Source organism: Halolamina salina (genome assembly GCF_054653455.1).
Window position 1 is genome coordinate 2003718 of record NZ_BAAIGE010000002.1, and the last position, 17199, is coordinate 2020916.

Here is a 17199-nt window from a genome sequence, read left to right on the forward strand (position 1 = left end):
CCGCGGTGCGGTAGCGGGGCGGTGGACGCCGCGGGCCGGCAGCGGTCGCCGGCCCGCGGGGGAGGGGTGGGGACTCGGCGCTGTGCCGGGCCTCGTGCCCGGCACCCTGCGGTCACAAGTGGTCTAGCGTCGAGACGCTGTTGCGGTCGCCGCCCCACACCGAACCGTCGCTATCGCGTCGAGACGGGGGATTCACACACCAAATGAAAAAGAACCAAAACGTGGATACGTCGACTTACAGCCCGTACAGATCCGTGAACTTCTCGTTCACGTAGTCGAGGAAGTAGTCGGCCGTCAGCGGCTCGCCCGTCGCCTCCTCGATCAGATCGTCGGACGTGTACGCGCGGCCGTGGCTGTGGACGTTCTCGTTCATCCACTCAAGCATCGGCTCGAAGTTCCCGTTGCGGATCTTGCCGTCGACGTCCGAGATGTCGTCGCGCATCGCCGCATCGAGCTGCGCTGCGAGCACGCTGCCGATCGTGTACCCCTGGAACCCCGCGAACCGCGAGGACCAGTGGATGTCCTGCAGGCAGCCCTCGCCGACGCCGTCCGGCGTGACGCCGAGGTACTCCTCCATCTTCTCGTTCCAGAGCTCGGGGATCTCCTCCACGTCGATCTCCCCCGCCACGAACGCGCTGTCTATCTCACACCGGAGGATGATGTGGAGGTGGTAGGTGAGCTCGTCCGCCTCCACCCGGATGAGGTTGTTCGGATAGATGCGGTTGACCGCCTCGTAGGCCTCCTGTGCGGTGAGGTCGTCGACGCCGTCGAGGTGTTCCTTCACCTCGGGGAGGAAGAACTCCCAGAACGGCTTCGTACGGCCGACGTGGTTCTCCCAGAAGCGGCTCTGGGACTCGTGGACACCCGAGGAGAGCGACTGGCCCAGCGGCGTGCCGTAGTGCTCCTCGGGCAGGCCAAGCATGTAGCTCGCGTGGCCGTACTCGTGGATCGTCGCCGTCAGCGCGTCCATCGGGTTGCCGGGCTTGTACCGCGTGGTCACGCGGGCGTCGAACTGGTTGCCCGACGTGAACGGGTGGGCGGAGATGTCCAGCCGCCCGTGATCGCGGTCGTAGCCGATCGCGTCGAGCGCGGCCTCCGAGAGCGCCCGCTGGTTCTCCTCGGCGTACTCCCCGCCCTCGTACGGGGAGGCGAGCTCGTCGCCGTGCTGCTCGATCTCCTCGATCAGCGGCACCAGCTCCGACTTCAGCCGGTCGAAGATCTCCTGAATCCGCTCCCGGGAGATGTACGGGAGACCGTCCTCGTACAGCACCTCGTAGGGCGCCTGATCCGGGCTGATGTGCTCGGCGCGCCGGATCGAGAGGTCACGCAGCTTCTCCAGCCGCGGCGCGAACAGCTCGAAGTCGTCCTCGGCCTTCGCCTCCTGCCAGATCTGTTGGTTCTCGCTCTGGACCTCGGAGAGCTCCTCGACGAGGTCGCCGGGCACGTCAGCGGTCCGGTCGTAGTTGCGCCGGATCTCGCGGACGTTGGCCCGCTGGCGCCAGTCGAGCTCGTCAGCGGCGTCCTCGGCGCCGGAAAGCGCTTCCTCGAACTCGTCGTCGGTCATCAGGTCGTGGGTGACCGAGGAGAGCGCCGAGAGCTGTTTCGCCCGGGCGGGGGCGCCGCCCTCGGGCATGGTCACCTGCTGATCCCAGCCCAGCACGCCGCTGGCGTCGCCGAGGTAGGAGATGCGTCGGTTCTGCTCGATGAGGTCGCGGTACGCGTCGGGGGCGTCCTCGGAGGGTTCCTCGATAGACACAGGCTGGCATAGCCCCGAGCGCCTATCAAACCCCGGGAGCCGGCAGTCGACGGTCGCGGGTCGACTACTCCTCGTCGGCGGCGTCGAGGTCGTCGGCCTCCATCGCCTCCTCGTAGCGCGCCATCGCCTGCTCGAACCCGTCGCTGGCCAGTCGGTACGTCTCCCGGAGCTCCTGAATCGGCGTCTCGGTCGCGTCCACGCGCAGGTCGTTGTAGTACGGCTCGTCGCCGTCCTCGGTGCTTCTGACTTTCAGCGCGGCGCTCTGGACGTGAAGCTCCTCGCGCTTGTCGCCGCCCTCGGCGTAGCCCGCGCCGAGCGCATCGATCAGTCGCTGGGCCAGCGGCGCGTCGCGATCCGACTCCGCGTACGTCTCGGCGACGCTCTCGATCACCGCCTCGCCGGTGAGGAGGTTGCCCGCGACGGTGTAGTTCTCCCCCTCGCGGTGGCCGTACCAGCCGTGACACTCCTCGCCGGAGAACGTGAACGCACCGTCGGCGTCGACGCCGTGGAGCTGGCGGTTCTCGGCGCCGTCGTCGGCGTTCAGCAGCGACCGGAGCGCGTCCTCGACCGCGAGCCCGTCGTCGATGTACTCGATCCCGCGCTCGCCGAGTTCGACGTTCACCAGACTCTGTGTCGCGACCGCGCCGTTCTCGGAGACGAACGGGCAGAGCGTCCCCACCGCGGGCAGCCGGGTCGTGACGGCGACGCCGAACCGCCGCTGTTCGTTGCCGTCCTCGTCCTCGTACTCCTCGCGCACGCAGATGCTGAACGTCACGGGCGTCGCTGTGGACGGAGCGGGGAAAAGTCGTCCTCCCCCGGCGAGATGGGCGGCCGTCGCCCGGTCGCGAGCGGACGGCGCAAGAACTAATGCCGCAGCCCCGGAGTTTTCGGGCATGGGAATCATGAGTAAGATCCTCGGCGGCGGCGGCGACCGAAGCACCGAGGACTACGCCACGCTCGACCTCGAGGAGGACTTCGAGAGCCCCGGCGCCGCCGGGACGATGAGCGTCCACTTCGCCGAGATCGGCGGCCAGCAGGACGTGATCGCGATCAAGGACGCGGTCTACGACGGCGACCTCGTCGTCGCGGACATCACCCGCCACTCCACGACCGACACCGCCAGCGATCGCATCGTCGAGGAGCTGCGACAGGTCGCCGACGAGGTCGACGGCGACATCGTCAAGAAGGGCGACGACCAGATCGTCGTCACCCCCACCGGCGTCGGGATCGCCCGCGAGAAGCTGAACTAACGCCGGCTGCTTCTCCTGCCGACCGCGAACCACGCCGAGCGGCGGCGCTCCGCCGACGCCGACGGACCGCCGCGTCGCCGGAGACCGTCACCTACCTGTTCCCCCCGATCGAACTCCGGTCTATGACCGAGGAGACGGCCGACAGCGCGTCGAACGTCCGGGTCCGGGGGATCTACGCCACCGCGCTCACCCGGGCGCTGCTCGACGCCGGCCACCGTGTCGTACAGGCTTCGCCGCCGATCGAGCGGCGCTTCGACGCTGACCTCCCCGCCGCCGACCACGACGCCGCGATCGAGACCGGACCGGACCGGCAGGGCGTGAACGTCGCCGGCGAGCCCGACGCCGTCGAGTCGGTTCGGGAGCTACTCGCCGACACCGGGATCGACACGCTGGCGTGGACCGACCCCGCCCCCGTCGGCGCGGTGTTCGACGGCCGCGTCACCGAGACGCTCGGCAGCGGCGCGGTCGTCGAACTGGGTGAGACCGCGGGGTTCCTCCCGTACCGTAACGTCGACGGGACGGTCGACGACGGCGAGACGGTCCGGGTACAGGTCGTCGAGGCGGCGGCGCCGTGGGACGACGACCGCGCGGTGCTCGACACCGGCCTCCGAGTCGAGGCGGGGCTCGCGACGCTCGTCCGCGGGCGCGAGGGCGTCCGCGTCGCCGGCCGCGACGACGCCGCCGGCCGCGAACTCGCGGGCCTCACCGACCTGCTCGACACCGAACCCCCAGAGGGCTGGGGGCTGGAGTGGGCACGCGACGCCCGCGACGCCGAGATGGGAACGCTGGGCGACGCGCTCGAACGGGCGAACGAACGCGCCGGGGAACTGGAGCGGGCCGTCGACGACGCCGGCGACCCCGAACCGGTCCGTGAGGTCGCCAGCCCGACGGCGGGCGCGTGGCTCTGGTTCGGCCGCGAGTCGCGGTTCGCGCTGGACGGGATCAGGCGCGAGGTGACGGCGACGATGCCGGGCCACCACCGGACCAAGGCCGGCACCGAGGCCGCCAGCGCGGGCGTCGACTTCGCGGAGGCGCTGTGCGGCGACGATCTCGGCGGGGAGTTCCCGTTCGCGGTCGTCGCCGACCAGTTCGGGCCGCACGAGGGGGATTACGTCCGGATCGACCACGGGAAGCCGGCGGGGCGGCGGATCGTCCTCGGCGAGGGCGAGGTGGTCGAGCGCGACGACGACGGCACGCTCGCAGTCGAGCGGGAGATGACCGGCGGCGGGACGTACGACGCGCTCGGCACCCGCCGGGAGTCCGGCGACACCGCGCTCACGAAGTTCCGCGAGGGGCGCTGGTGGTACCCGACCACCTACCGGAGCGCCGACGGCGAGCACAAGGGGACGTACGTCAACGTCTGCACTCCCGTCGAGTTGTTCCCCGACTCAGTGTGCTACGTCGACCTCCACGTCGACGTGATCAAACAGCCCGACGGCACGGTCGAGCGCGTCGACGACGACGAACTCGATGCGGCGGTCGAAGCGGGCGAGCTATCTGAGGAACTGGCGGAGAAGGCCCGGAGCGTCGCTTCGAGCATCGAGCGCGCGATCTGACTACGCCGAGGGCGTGTCCGTACAGGTCGTCGACCGGTGGACGATCCCCGCGGCGTCGACGGCGACCTCGAAGCTGGCTTCCTTGACGGCACCACAGGTGCCGGAACCGATGCTCCACATCGGCGACTCGGCGATGGGATCGGCGACCGCGGTGACGACGGTGCTGCCGTACGGCATCGGCTCGAACTCGATCCCCGTGCCCGAGCCGGCCGTCGAGCGGAACTGCCGGCGCTGGGCGTCGCCCAGCGGCGTGAACGTCACGGCCTGCTCCCACGCCTGCGTCGGCACGTCGTCGACGGTCTCGGCGTCGGGGAACGTCTCCGTCTCGCTGTCGGCGTAGGTGAGTTCGACCCCGCCGAAGCCCGCAGCAATCGCGGCGGCGGTGAACACGAGCGCCCGATCGCTGTCGTTGCTGAAGCTCACCGTCACGCGCTGGGGTGCCGGCGTCTCGGTGGCGTTTCCGGGGGCGGTACAGCCCGCGGTCGGGACGGCGAGTGAGAGCCCCGCGGCGGCGAGGAACTGGCGTCTCTCCATATCTTCCCGTCGATTGGGCCGATAATCAAACCACCGCGAAGCGTGGGGGCCGCCGGCCGCTCAGAAGTGGTTGGGGTGTTCGGTGCCGTACTGGAGCTCGCCGCCCCGGCCGCCCTCGACGGTCGCGTCGCCCTGCTCGCCGGTCGAGGGGACCAGCACGTGGACCTCGTCGACCTCGTCGAACGCCACGATCATGTCGCGTTTGATGTTCTGTGCGGTGAGGTCGCTGATCCCACAGCCCGCACAGGACCCCCCGAGCTCGACGGTGACGGTGCCCGTCTCCGGGTCGGCCTCCCGGACGACGCTCCGCCCGCCGTGCATCTGGATGATGGGCATCTGCCCGGTCATCCAGTCCTCGACGCGCTGTTTCAGACTCTCCTCGCTCATTGCTTCCCCTTCGGGCCAGGGACACTGGTAGCTTGCGGTTTTCCTGCACGCCGACGGGCGAGAAAAAACTGTGTCACGATCGTTCCTGCCGCTCACTCCGGGTCCCGCCCGCGCAGCCACGCGAGCGTGCCGGCGCCGACGCCCGCGAGTGCCGCCAGCGCGCCGAGGCCCGGGGACTCGACGCGCGGGGCAGCATCGGTCGACGTTGGCGTCTCGGCGCTCGTCGGCGTCGCGGTCAGAGTCACGAGGTCGTCGTACCCCCACAGGGTCCGCCCGTCCGCGTCGGGGAAGACGTACAGCGCGGCGGGCGAGTCGAGCGTCGCCCGCGAGGCGGCGACGAACGTCGACCCGGGGACGGCGACGCGGGCGGTCCAGAACTCCGCGTGGGGGCGGTCCGCCCACCACGTCAGCTCCCGCGGCTCGGTCGGATCGCCCACGTCGTGGCGCTTCACGCCGCCGCGGTACCACGAACTGTAGAGGATCCCGTCCCGGAAGTCGAAGTTGTGGGCGGTCGTCCACGTCCCGTCCTGCGTGGGATCGGGGGTGGGTGGCGGATCGATCGTCGAGCGGTGGACCGGCTCCGAGGGGGTGGAGACGTCGTACATGTCGATCCCGCCCGGCCCGCCGTCGGGTCGGTCCTCGGTCGCCCACGCCTCGCGGCCGACCGCGAGCAGGTCGCCGGCCTCGTCGACCGCGGCGTAGTGTGAATTTCCGGGCAGCCCGTCGTAGCCGTCCGCGTCGGACTCGTACTCGTCGGCGACCGTCTCCGCACCGCGGCCGATGTGGGCGATCACCGTCGGCGCGGTCGGGTCGCTCACGTCCAGCAGCCACGTCCCGGCGTCCCAGTGGGCGAGGTAGGCGATCCCGTCCTGTACGAACACGTCGTGGAGCGTACGCGGGAGCGGCGGGACGTCGGTCCAGCGCTCGTCGTACTCGGTGAGCGACCAGCCGCCGATACGGCTCGGCTCGCCGGCTGCGTCGACGATCGTGAGCTCGCGGTCGGCCCCGTCGTTGGCGGTGAGGTACGCCCGCTCGCCCTCGAGGTAGGCGTTGTGGATCGGGTAGTCTGTGGGGTAGAACGCCCGCTCCCGGGGCGAGGCGGGGTCGGAGACGTCGACGAACAACGCGCCCGAGAGCTCGCTCGTCCCGGGGTTGGCGGGGCCGACGACCAGCAGCGTCTCCCCGGCGAGCTTCACGTCGTAGATTCCGTCGAGCGGCCCGTCCTCGCGGTCGGCCAGCGGGTCGCGGCGCTCGGCGAGCACGCGCGGCTCGTCGGGGTCGGAGACGTCGACGACGGCGTACCCCGTCGTCGCGGCGACGTAGGCGGTCGTCCCGTCGTCGGAGACGACAGCCTCGGTGGCGCCCTCGATCGGGAGCCGGGCGAGCGGGGCGTACCCCGTGTCGGTCCGCGTCGGCGGCGTTCCGTCGGGGTCGCTCTCCGGCGGCGTCGGGTGACCCGCGACCCGGCCGGAGAGGAGGGCGGCGCCGCCGAGCAGCGACAGCGCCTCGCGCCTGCGCATAGCTTCGGGGAGGCGACGTGTCCCCATAAGGAGCGGGGTCGGGTGAGGGGCGGGCGAAACCCGCTTGGGGGTCGCGACGAACGGTGGGCCATGGAGGACGCTGATCTCGACGGGCGGGTCGCGCTGGTGACCGGGAGCGCCACGGGGCTGGGTCGCGGGCTGGCGCTCGCGCTGGCCGACGTCGGCGCCGACGTAGCGGTCCACTACTACAAAAGCGACGACGAGGCGGCGACGACGGCAGCCGACGCGCGGGCGTTCGGCGCCGACGCGACGGCCGTGCAGGGCGACGTGACCGATCCCGAGAGCGTCGACGCGCTGTTCGACCAGGTGGAGGCCGAACTGGGGACCGTCGACGTACTCGTGAACAACGTCGGCGACTTCGCGCCGAAACACTGGGAAGAGATCGACCTCGACACGTGGAACCGCGTGCTGGAGACGAACCTGAACGGGACGATGCTCTGCTCGCGCCGGGCGCTGCCGGCGATGCGCGAGCGGGAGTGGGGCCGGATCGTCAACGTCGGCTACGCGAGCAGCGAGAAGGCGCTCGTCGGCGCGACGAACTTCCCGTACTTCGTCGCGAAGACGGGCGTGCTGATGTTCACCAGAATGCTCGCGGCCGACACGCAGGAGGACGGGATCACCGTCAACGCGGTGTCCCCCTACGTGGTCGAGACCAGCGACGCGTTCCCCGACGAGGCCCCGCGGGGGCGCTGGGCGACCGTCGAGGACGTGGCGAACGCGGCGCTCTTTTTCTGTCGGTCCGACAGCGACTACGTTTCGGGTGAGAACGTGGAGATCGACGGCGGCTGGCTGCCGGAATCGATCTAGTAGTCCGGCGCGTCGTCCTCGACTTCGCGCTTCAGCGAGTCGCGGCGGGACTTGGCGTCACGCCCCGTGGCTTCGAGCAGGAACTCGTTTTTCGTGTCGACGGCGTCGCCGGCGGCCTCGAGCTCGTCGGGACCGAGCTCGGTGGGGTCGCGCTCCTCGAACTCCACGCCGAGCCAGTCCTTCTTGCCCGAGTACTTCACCGCGCCGGCGACGACGCGCTCGAATACGGGGTTGTCCGGATCTTCGACGACGTAGAGGTCGCTCCCCTTGTACTCCTCGGTGCCGGTGATCTCGCCGAAGTACTCCTCGACGGTCGCCTCCATGTCCGGGATGCGCTCCTCGAGCGTCTCGCCGCGGCGCATCTTGTACTCCTTCATGCCCGCCCGTTTGCGAGCGGTCGGTTTACGAGTTGTGGGTCGCTACTCCGCCTTCTGCTGTTCAGATATATACCCGATGTGACACTCGGGGCAGATGTCGCCGGCCCGCATCGAGGAGGTGCCGACGTCGCGGGTCAGCCCGCACTCGGGACAGAAGTACTCGAGTTCGGCGTCCCGGCTCGACCGCTCGAGGTCGACGTTCGCGGTCGGCGCCGTCGACCGCTCGCTGGACTCGCCCTCGTCGGTTCGGTGGCCGTTCGCGCGGTCGGCCTCGGGGTCGCTCGACTGCTCCTCGGTCGGGACGAAGTCGCCGAAGTCCACGTCCGCGGGCTCGCCCTCCGGCGGCGTCGCGTCGTGGCCCTCATCCTCGCCGGGACCCTCCGGCCACGGCATGTGCCCCTCGTCGGTCTCCTCGCGCTCGGTCGGGGCCGGCTCGGACTGGCTCTCGCTGGGCTCGCTCCCGCTTGGCTCGGGGTCTGCGTCCACGATCTCGGCGTCCTCGGACTCGACCGCCGAGGGCGTCGAGGACCCCTGGGGTTCGTCCTCCGGCGTCGACGGCTCCGATTCCGGTTCGGCGGGCGAGGACTCCGAGGGCGAGCTACTGGCGTCGATAATCTCGGCGTCGTTCTCGTCCGGCTCCTCGGGCGTCGAGGCGTCGCCGACGCTCAGCTCGTCGCCGGGGACCTCCTCGGGGCTGGCCTCCTCCTCCCACTGGTGGCGACCCTCCTCGGGCGGGGACGCCGCGTCGTCGTCGAGGATCACGCCGTCGTCCTCCGCCGGATCGGGGGCGTCGGACTCCTCGGCCGCCGCCGAGCGCTGGCCGGGGTGGACCGGGGCATCGTCCGACTCGTCTTCCGGTTCGTCGCCGGCGGCCTCCTCGGCCGTCGGCTCGGACGCCGAATCCGGCTCCTCGGGCGACTGTTCCAGCATGTCGTCGTCCTTCTCGGCCTGTTCGATGATGTCGGCGACGCCGCGCTCGATCGGGTCCTCGTCGGGTTCGACCGTGGCCGACTCCTCGCCGGACTGTTCCGGCTCCGTCTCGGCCGTCGCGGGTTCGGTCTGCCCGGTCGTGAGGTCGTCGTCACCCCACTCCTCCTCAGCGTCGGTTCCGATCCCGACTTTCGGGGCCGAATCCTCCTGTGGCTGCTCGCCGGCAGCCGACTCCCGGAGCTGATCGATCGACGTGATCTCCTTGTTCTCGCTGACTACCTGCTTCTCCCCGCAGCGTTCGCAGGTCTTGACCTCCCGGACGGTAACGACGACCTCGTTACCCTCCTCGTTGCGTTCACGCTCGGTCTCCGGCTCGCCGAAGTCGTGTCCGAGCAGACACCTGAGTCCCATTACCCGTGTTAGACGGGCGGAAGGCTAAAAATACCCCGCCACCCGCCGTGGCGTCCCCGCCACTCGTCGGTCGCGAGCCGTCCGTCCTCGCGTCGCCGGTAGAGGTAAGCCGCTTGCACTCCCACGGGCGGGTATGGCCGTCAGTCCGGAGCATCGCGACAGGGACGAAGTGGAGTTCGAGGTGCTCGCGGCGCTGGCTGACCGCGCCGAGGAGGGGATGAGCGTGCTCGAACTGCGCGCGGCGGTCGACGCCGACATCGACCGGCTCGAACCCGCGCTCGGCGATCTCAAGGACGCGGGACTGATCGAGGTCGAGAGCAACGGGGACGGGGTGGTTCTCTACCCGGCGGATGGCGTCGTCGCCGATCCTGAGGATCTCGACGACGAGGGGCCGAGCGTGCTGGAGATCATCCGGGACCGGTTCGGGTTCTGAGCCGCGGAACCGGCGGAGTTTTTCCCGCGGGCACCGAACCCGGGGTAATGACGCTAGTCGGCGGGAGCCACGCCGATCACGGCGCGACGTTCGGCGAGCGCGGCGGCCGCGAGGTGGTCGAGGAGTACGGACGGCCCGAGCGGACGGTCCGGGCGGTCCGCAACGGCGTCGGCGCCATCGAGATGGGGTACGGCGTCGTCGTCGTGACCGGCGACGACCGCCGCGCGGTCGTCGGGGAGGCAGTCACCAACGAGCTACCCGGCGCCGACGGCGAGGGGTGCTACGCGCTGGTACTCGACGACGGAACGATCGAGACCGAACTATTCGTCTACGACGCTGGGGAGCGTCTACTGCTGTTCACGCCGCCAGGGCGTGCCGATCCGCTGGCCCATCGCCTCGCCGCCGCTGACCGTGACGCGACCGTGCGCGAAGCGACGAGCGAGTTCGGCGTGTTCGGCGTCCACGGCCCGATGGCGACCGAGAAGATCGCGTCGGTGCTGCACAACGCCGGCGCGCCGACGGGAGCGTACTCGTTCGTCCGGGGGTCGATGGGCGACGCCGGCGTCTCCGTCGTCGCCGGCGACGCGCCGGGCGGCGAGGAGAGCTACGAGGTGATCTGTGCGGCCGACGACGCCGAGGAGGTGTGGATGACGCTGCTCTCGCGGGGCAACGGCGCCGCACCGTTCGGCTACCGGACGTACGAGACGCTCACCCTCGAAGCGGGGACGCCGCTGTTCGAGCCGGACATCCGGGGCGAGTCCCCCGAATCGATCGGATTAGCTGGCGTCGCCGGTGTCGAGGAAACCACCAACGAACCGAGCCACCGGCTCGTCGGCCTCCGGATCGACGTTACGGACGACGACCCGACGCCAGAGAGCGGGGCCGCCGTGCTCGGTCCGGACGGCCCGATCGGTCGCGTGACGCGGGCGCGGTGGAGCCCGTCGCTGTCGGCGTCGATCGCGTTCGCGCAGGTCGAACGGGGCGCGTCAGTCCGTGCTGTCCGGACCGATCGTGGGGAGATCCAAGCGACACGGTCGTCGCTCCCGTTCGTCGAGGGCGGTGAACAGTCCGGGCGGCTCCCGTCGTACTGAGCGGTACGCAGTCGGGCAGTCAGGGGAGGTAGCTCCGCAGGTGGTCCCGGGAGAACAGCGTGGTCGGGCGATCCATGTGGACCCCGATCTCCCCCGACGTGAGTCGGAGGCCGAGTCGCTGGATCGGCTCCGGGAGCGAGTACGCACGGCGCAGCCAGTGGCCGAGCCGGATCTCCGTCGCGAGCTCGTCGCGCCACGCCGCCTCGTACGCCGACAGCGTGGCAGGATCGTCGGGGTCGATCGCCCGGACCGCGTGGTCTGCCGAGCGCATCCCGTAGAGGATACCGCCGCCGGTGAACGGCTTCGTCTGTGCGGCCGCGTCGCCGACCAGAAACACGCGGTGGGAGGTAACGGAATCCGGCGGGCCGATCGGGATCGCACCCGAGCAGAAGCGGTCGATCTCGGCGCCGTAGGCGTCGACGAGGCGGTCGAACCGGGCGCGGGCGTCGCTCTCGGCGTCCGGCCGGACCGCGAGCCCGTACTCGACGCCGGCCTCGCCCCGCGGGATGCGCCACGCGAAGAAGCTCGGGACCGTGAGGTGGACGTCGACGAAGTCGCCGTGGTCCGGCTCGGGGTCGAATCCCAGCACGCCGTGGAGTGTCTCGTCGGGTTCGGGGAGGTCGACCGCGCGCCTGGTCCGAGAGACGGGGCCGTCACAGCCGGCGACTATCCGCGCCTCGACCGCGAACGTGTCGCCGTCGTCCGGCGAAACTGTGAGTTCGACGCGGTCGGACCGCTCGTCGACGCCCGTGACGGTGTGGCCGTCGTGGATCTCGGCGCCGGCGTCGCTGGCCGCGTCAGCGAGGGTTCGGTCCAACTCCTCGCGGTCGATCACGTTCGAGACGGGCTCGTCCTTGTAGAAGGGGTAGGCGTCGCTCTCGGGGCCGCCGACGTGGAAGTCGGCGCCGTACACCTCGTTCTGGAGCAGTTCCTCGCGGGCGCCCTCCGGCGTGTACTCCCAGATGTCCCTCGAGACGTGTCCCGAACAGGCAAGCGGCGTGCCGATCTCCCCCTGCTCGAAGGCGACCACGTCGTAGCCCGCCTCGGCCGCGCGGCGGGCGACGCGCGCGCCGGCGGGCCCGACGCCGACGACGGCGAAGTCGTACATACCCCTGACTATCCGGGCTCCGGACATATGCCTCGCGGTTGGGGCTGACAGCCGACGCGCTTCCCTATCGCGGGCCGGTGCGTCGGACTCCGGCCGTGTTCGACCCGCGCGGTGGGTTACTGCATCGACGGTGGTGGTCGCGCTCTGGTACTTGAACTCGGGGGGTCAGTCGACGATCGTGAGCCCGCGGCACGTCTGTTCGCTGACGCGGTCGGGCCACGATACGTCGATCTCGGTCCAGGCGTCGCCACCATTGGCGGTACGGTACAGCCCGTGGTTGTTCGCCGCCCAGAACGTCGCTTCGTCCGTGCCGCGTTCGATCACTGCGCGATACACTCCCTCGCCGGTCGGAATCCCGCGACCGTCGAGCCGTTCCCACGTGCCGTCGTCGCGGCGGTAAAGGTAGGACTCGCCGACGCGGTGTGCCTCGCGCGCGCTCGCCGCGGCCGAGAGCAGAACCCGTGGCGGCGAGCGCGCGGTCGATTCAGTGTTCAGTCCCACCGCGACGCTCCAGCAGTAGGTGTGATCGAGGCCGTCCTGTGGGTGCCGCCACGACTCGCCGGCGTCCGTGCTCTCGGCGTAGCCGTCGCCCGCGGCGACCCACGCGTGGTCTGGAATCCCGGGGTGGGTCGCGATCGTGTGCACGTCCCGACGGCCACTGGGCACGCGATCGGTCCAGTCGACGCTCCCGTCCGCGTCGACACGGGCACGCAGGAGCGCGCCGGCTTCGACGGCGACGTGCAGGAGACCCGGATCGTTCGGGTCAGGCTCGATCCAGCGAACGTGGTGGGTGTCGGGCCGGGGCGGGAACGACCACTCGTCGGAGGAGGGAAGATCCGTGAGTCCCGGCAGTCGCTCGAACGTCCGGCCGCCGTCCGTGCTCCGGTAGAGGCGGCTGGGTTCGGTACCGGCGTAGACGGTGGCTGGGTCGTTCGGATCGACCGCGAGCGAGGTGACGGCGTCCTGCTCGATCCCGTCAGCGCGCTCCCACGACGCTCCCGCGTCGGTCGATCGCTGGAGGCCGTGCTCGAACGTCCCGACGAGCACGGCGCCGTCCGCGACGGCGACGCACTCGGGCCGGGAGTCGAACCGCTGCTCGCGGACGATCGTTCCGCGGTCCGCGTCGACGACGAACAGCGCGTCCTCGTAGGCGGCGTAGGCGGTGGACATGGCCGGGTGGAGGGCGCGGAGCGTCGAAAAGGTGAGGTCCGCTACTGCTCGCTCGTTCCGTTCTCCGTCTCCGTGTCGGTCGCGCTCTCGGCCAAGTGCTCGTGGTGGGCCTCGTGGTCCGCCTGATCGCGGTAGGTCAGGCCGATCAGGTAGGCGGCGCCGTCGTAGCGGTAGATCCCGCCCACGTCGCCGTCACACTGGCGGGTGAACAGGTTCGATATCTGCCTCCCCGTCGCAATCGAGAGCCCGCGTTCGACGCGCTCGCCGTCGTCGGCGTCGGCGAGCCCGTCGAGGGGGTTCTGTAGCTCGGGAATCTCGGCGACGGCCTCGGCGTCGAGGCTACAGCGCGTCTCCGTCTCGTCGCCGCTGGCCCGGATGACCGTCATCGACACCGGCGGCTCGGCGAAGGGGTTGAGCCGGGCGCGCTCGGCGGCCGTACAGCCGGCGGTGCCGACGAGCGCCGCCGTCACGCCGGCGGCGAGCAGCCGACGGCGGGAGCGATCGGGCATCAGTCGTCGTCGGCCGCGGGCGCTTCGGCCTCCTCCTTCGCGGGCTTCCGACGGTCCGCGCGTGGCCCCTCCATGTCGACCCGCGGGAGGTAGTCACGGAGGTAGCGCCCGGTGTGGGAGTCGTCGATCCGGGCGACTTCCTCGGGCGTGCCGCTGGCGACGACCTCACCGCCGCCCTCGCCGCCTTCCGGACCGAGGTCAACGACGTTGTCGGCGTTCTTGATCAGGTCCAGTTCGTGCTCGACGACGACGACCGTGTTGCCGTTGTCGGTCAGGCGCTGGAGCACCTCGATCAGCTTGCGCTCGTCCTCCTTGTGGAGGCCGGTCGTCGGCTCGTCGAGCAGGTACAGCGTCTCGCCGGTCTGTTTCTTCCCAAGTTCCTCCGCCAGCTTGACGCGCTGGGCCTCGCCGCCCGAGAGCGTGGTCGAGGGCTGGCCGAGCTTCATGTACCCCAGCCCCACGTCCTTCAGCAGCTTGAGCCGGCGACGGAGCTGGCTGTTGGCCTCGAAGAAGTCGTACGCCTCCGCCACGTCCATGTCGAGCACGTCGGCGATGGTCTTGCCTTTGAACTCCACGTCCAGCGTCTCGTCGTTGTACCGGGCGCCGCCGCACTCCTCGCAGGGGACGTGCACGTCCGAGAGGAAGTTCATCTCGATCTTGACGGTTCCCTGCCCGCCACACTCCTCACAGCGGCCGCCCTTGACGTTGAACGAGAACCGACCCTTGTCGTAGCCACGCTGTTGGGCGAGCTTGGTCTGGGCGAACGCCTCGCGGATGTGGTCGAACACGCCGGTGTACGTCGCGGGGTTCGATCTGGGGGTCCGACCGATCGGCGACTGGTCGATGAGTCGCACCGTCTCGATGTTCTCCGTGCCCTCGATCGCGTCGTGCTCGCCGGGATCGACGCTCGTGTTGTCGTTCATCTTCCGGGCCAGCCCCTTGTACAGCACGTCGTGCATCAGCGTGGACTTGCCCGAGCCGGAGACGCCGGTGATGGCGGTGAACTGCCCGATCGGGAGGTCCACGTCCACGTCCTTGAGGTTGTGCTGGCGGGCGCCGACGATCGTGAGCGCCTCGTCGCTCTCGCGGCGCTCGTCGGGGACGGGCACCTCCTTCCGGCCGGCGAGGTAGTCGCCGGTGATCGACTCTTCGCTGTCGACGATGTCGTCGAAGTCGCCCTGTGCGACGATCTCGCCGCCGCGCTTGCCCGGGCCGGGACCCATGTCGATCACGTGGTCGGCGCGGCGCATCGTCTCCTCGTCGTGCTCGACGACGAGCAGCGTGTTCCCGAGGTCCCGCAGCCCTTCGAGCGTGTTCAGCAGGCGGTCGTTGTCGCGCTGGTGGAGGCCGATCGAGGGCTCGTCGAGCACGTACAGCACGCCGACGAGGCCGGAACCGACCTGCGTCGCGAGGCGGATGCGCTGGCTCTCGCCGCCGGAGAGGGTGGAGGCCTCGCGATCGAGCGTGAGGTAGTCGAGGCCGACCTCCTCCATGAAGCCGAGGCGGGCGCGGATCTCCTTCAGGATCTCCTCGGCGATCGTGCGGTCGCGCTCGGAGAGGTTCGCCTCCATCCCCTCGAAGTGCTCGCGGGCGTCGGCGATGCTCAGCCGGTTCACCTCGGTGATGTCGGTGCCGTCGACGAGCACGGAGCGGGACTGCGGCTTGAGTCGCGTCCCGTCACAGGCCGGGCAGGTGGTGACGGCCATGTACTCCTCGATGTGTTCGCGGGTGGAGTCGCTGTCAGTCTCGACGTGGCGGCGTTCGAGGTTGGGAATGACGCCCTCGAAGCGCTTCTCCTTGCGCCGGGTGCCGTTTTTCGTCTGGCGCTGGAACACCACCTGCTCGTCGGTGCCGTAGAGGAACTGGCGCTGCTGATCCTCGGTGAGTTCGGAGAATGGCGTCGTCACGTCGACGCCGAAGTGGGCGGCGACGCTGTCGATCCGGGTCTGGTAGTACGAGCGGTTGTAGCTCCAGGCCTCGAACACGTCCTTGATCGGCTTGTCGGGGTCGACGACGACGAGGTCCTCGTCGACCTCCTTCGTCTCGCCGATCCCCTCACACTCCGGGCAGGCGCCGTGGGGAGAGTTGAACGAGAACGAGCGCGTCTCGATCTCCGAGAAATCGATGCCGCAGTGCGTGCAGGCCAACTCCTCGGAGAACTCGACGACCAGTCGGTCGTCCTCGTCGTCGGCCTCGTTCCCGGCGTCCGCGAGGTCACCGGTGCTCCGGGAGACGTTGCCGCCGAAGGATTCGGGCAGGTCCTCGGGCGGCGACGGGAGGATCACCTTCAGCACGCCGTCGCCCTCCTCGAGGGCGGTCTCGACGGAGTCGGTGATTCGCGATCGGTCCTCCTCCCGGACTTTCACGCGGTCGACCACCACGTCGATCGTGTGGTCGTAGTTCTCGTCGAGGTCGGGGTCGTCGGTGGTGAGGTCGTAGCGCTCGCCGTCGACCTCGACGCGGGCGTACCCCTCGGAGACCAGTTCCTCGAACAGGTCCTCGAACGCCCCCTTCTGGTCGCGCACGACGGGGGCGGCGATCTTCGCACGCGTGCCTTCGGGCAGTTCGAACACCCGGCGCACCATCTGCTGGGCGCTCTGGGTGCCGACCTCGCGGCCGCACTCCGGGCAGTGGGGCGTGCCGACGCGGGCGTACAGCAGCCGGAGGTAGTCGTGCAGTTCGGTGACGGTGCCGACCGTCGATCGGGGGTTGTTCGCGGCGTTCTTCTGGTCGATCGAGATGGCCGGCGAGAGCCCCTCGACGGACTCCACCTGCGGCTTGTCCATCTGCCCCAGGAAGTTCCGGGCGTACGCCGACAGGCTCTCGATGTAGCGGCGCTGCCCCTCGGCGTAGACGGTGTCGAACGCCAACGAGGACTTCCCCGACCCCGAGAGCCCGGTGACGACGCTGAACTGCTCGCGCGGGATCTCCACGTCGAGATCCGCGAGGTTGTTCTCCTCGGCCCCGCGGACCTCGATGAAGTCCTTACTCATTCAGCGCGGGCTACGGAGTCGGGAGGGTTGAACCCGTCGGTCCCGGGGATGACCCCGCACGCGGGGCCGGGCGCGAGCGCGGGCCGACTCAGCGCCCGATCGTGATCCGGCGGACCGCCACGTGCCCACAGCTCGGGCAGGCGTGTTCGTACCTGACCTCCGCGCCGTCGGTCTCGCCGGTCCACTTCCCGTCGGCGTCGTCGTACCCACACGCCGGACAGACCGTCTCGACGTCGTCGTAGCGGCCTCGAAGCGTGTCGAGGGGGTTCATGCCGCGGTTGCTCGTGGCCATAGAGTGGGAGTTGGACCCCAATCGGCATAAATCCTTGTGCATAGTTTACAACCA

Annotated in this window: 17 protein-coding genes; 5 read left to right on the top strand and 12 right to left on the bottom strand. The window is 70.0% G+C overall.

Features of this window, described 5'->3' with window-relative positions; genetic code table 11:
- Positions 1 to 235: 235 nt before the first annotated feature.
- Positions 236 to 1756, bottom strand: coding sequence for a carboxypeptidase M32 (locus tag ACYQZ5_RS10750; RefSeq protein ID WP_379732253.1), 1521 nt, complete (start codon positions 1754 to 1756; stop codon positions 236 to 238).
- 64 nt (positions 1757 to 1820) lie between these two features.
- Positions 1821 to 2531 carry a DUF1028 domain-containing protein gene (locus ACYQZ5_RS10755; RefSeq protein WP_379732252.1) on the bottom strand — a complete coding sequence of 237 codons (711 nt, stop codon included), beginning with the start codon at positions 2529 to 2531 and terminating at the stop codon, positions 1821 to 1823.
- A 118-nt stretch (positions 2532 to 2649) separates the two neighbouring features.
- Between ACYQZ5_RS10755 and ACYQZ5_RS10760 the strand changes: the two genes are divergently transcribed.
- Entirely contained in the window at positions 2650 to 3006 is a 357-nt protein-coding gene (locus ACYQZ5_RS10760; RefSeq protein WP_379732251.1) for a cell division protein SepF, read from the top strand.
- A gap of 122 nt (positions 3007 to 3128) precedes the next feature.
- Positions 3129 to 4562: a ribonuclease FAU-1 family protein gene (locus ACYQZ5_RS10765; RefSeq protein WP_459846145.1), complete on the top strand. Its 1434-nt coding sequence runs from the start codon at positions 3129 to 3131 to the stop codon at positions 4560 to 4562.
- Here ACYQZ5_RS10765 and ACYQZ5_RS10770 read toward each other — a convergent pair whose 3' ends face one another.
- From ACYQZ5_RS10770 to ACYQZ5_RS10780, 3 genes are all read right to left on the bottom strand, one after another.
- Entirely contained in the window at positions 4563 to 5096 is a 534-nt protein-coding gene (locus ACYQZ5_RS10770; RefSeq protein ID WP_379732729.1) for a hypothetical protein, read from the bottom strand. It lies immediately after the preceding gene.
- 60 nt (positions 5097 to 5156) lie between these two features.
- Positions 5157 to 5483, bottom strand: a complete 327-nt coding sequence (locus tag ACYQZ5_RS10775) for a NifU family protein (RefSeq protein WP_379732728.1) — start codon at positions 5481 to 5483, stop codon at positions 5157 to 5159.
- A gap of 92 nt (positions 5484 to 5575) precedes the next feature.
- Entirely contained in the window at positions 5576 to 7003 is a 1428-nt protein-coding gene (locus ACYQZ5_RS10780) for an LVIVD repeat-containing protein (protein ID WP_459846148.1), read from the bottom strand.
- A 90-nt stretch (positions 7004 to 7093) separates the two neighbouring features.
- On the opposite strand from ACYQZ5_RS10780, the gene ACYQZ5_RS10785 reads away from it, so the two are divergent.
- The gene (locus ACYQZ5_RS10785) at positions 7094 to 7831 is read left to right on the top strand and encodes an SDR family NAD(P)-dependent oxidoreductase (protein WP_379818107.1); all 738 of its coding nucleotides are present in this window, start codon (positions 7094 to 7096) and stop codon (positions 7829 to 7831) included.
- Here the strand turns inward: ACYQZ5_RS10785 and ACYQZ5_RS10790 are convergent.
- Complete coding sequence (locus ACYQZ5_RS10790; protein ID WP_379731512.1) at positions 7828 to 8208, bottom strand: DUF5611 family protein; 381 nt, start codon at positions 8206 to 8208, stop codon at positions 7828 to 7830. The genes ACYQZ5_RS10785 and ACYQZ5_RS10790 overlap by 4 nt on opposite strands.
- Positions 8209 to 8250: 42 nt before the next feature.
- A complete protein-coding gene (locus ACYQZ5_RS10795; RefSeq protein ID WP_379731511.1) occupies positions 8251 to 9549 on the bottom strand; it encodes a DUF7093 family protein in 1299 nt (432 codons plus the stop codon).
- A 133-nt stretch (positions 9550 to 9682) separates the two neighbouring features.
- Here ACYQZ5_RS10795 and ACYQZ5_RS10800 point away from each other — a divergent pair, with 133 nt between their 5' ends.
- Positions 9683 to 9982 carry a DUF6432 family protein gene (locus tag ACYQZ5_RS10800; protein ID WP_379731510.1) on the top strand — a complete coding sequence of 100 codons (300 nt, stop codon included), beginning with the start codon at positions 9683 to 9685 and terminating at the stop codon, positions 9980 to 9982.
- Between the two features lie 47 nt (positions 9983 to 10029).
- On the top strand, positions 10030 to 11073 hold the full coding sequence (locus ACYQZ5_RS10805; RefSeq protein WP_379731509.1) for a glycine cleavage T C-terminal barrel domain-containing protein: 1044 nt from the start codon (positions 10030 to 10032) through the stop codon (positions 11071 to 11073).
- A 19-nt stretch (positions 11074 to 11092) separates the two neighbouring features.
- Here ACYQZ5_RS10805 and ACYQZ5_RS10810 read toward each other — a convergent pair whose 3' ends face one another.
- The 5 genes from ACYQZ5_RS10810 to ACYQZ5_RS10830 all read right to left on the bottom strand — a co-directional run bounded on the left by ACYQZ5_RS10810 (position 11093) and on the right by ACYQZ5_RS10830 (position 17145).
- Positions 11093 to 12181 (bottom strand): geranylgeranyl reductase family protein, encoded by a 1089-nt coding sequence (locus tag ACYQZ5_RS10810; protein ID WP_379731508.1) that lies wholly within the window; start codon positions 12179 to 12181, stop codon positions 11093 to 11095.
- A gap of 165 nt (positions 12182 to 12346) precedes the next feature.
- Positions 12347 to 13351, bottom strand: a complete 1005-nt coding sequence (locus tag ACYQZ5_RS10815; RefSeq protein WP_379731507.1) for a WD40/YVTN/BNR-like repeat-containing protein — start codon at positions 13349 to 13351, stop codon at positions 12347 to 12349.
- A 41-nt stretch (positions 13352 to 13392) separates the two neighbouring features.
- A complete protein-coding gene (locus tag ACYQZ5_RS10820) occupies positions 13393 to 13860 on the bottom strand; it encodes a hypothetical protein (RefSeq protein WP_459846152.1) in 468 nt (155 codons plus the stop codon).
- Positions 13860 to 16853 carry an excinuclease ABC subunit UvrA gene (gene uvrA, locus ACYQZ5_RS10825; RefSeq protein WP_379731729.1) on the bottom strand — a complete coding sequence of 998 codons (2994 nt, stop codon included), beginning with the start codon at positions 16851 to 16853 and terminating at the stop codon, positions 13860 to 13862. Before uvrA ends, ACYQZ5_RS10820 begins: the two co-directional genes overlap by 1 nt.
- Before the next feature lie 88 nt (positions 16854 to 16941).
- Positions 16942 to 17145, bottom strand: a complete 204-nt coding sequence (locus ACYQZ5_RS10830; RefSeq protein ID WP_379731730.1) for an HVO_0649 family zinc finger protein — start codon at positions 17143 to 17145, stop codon at positions 16942 to 16944.
- Positions 17146 to 17199 lie beyond the last annotated feature (54 nt).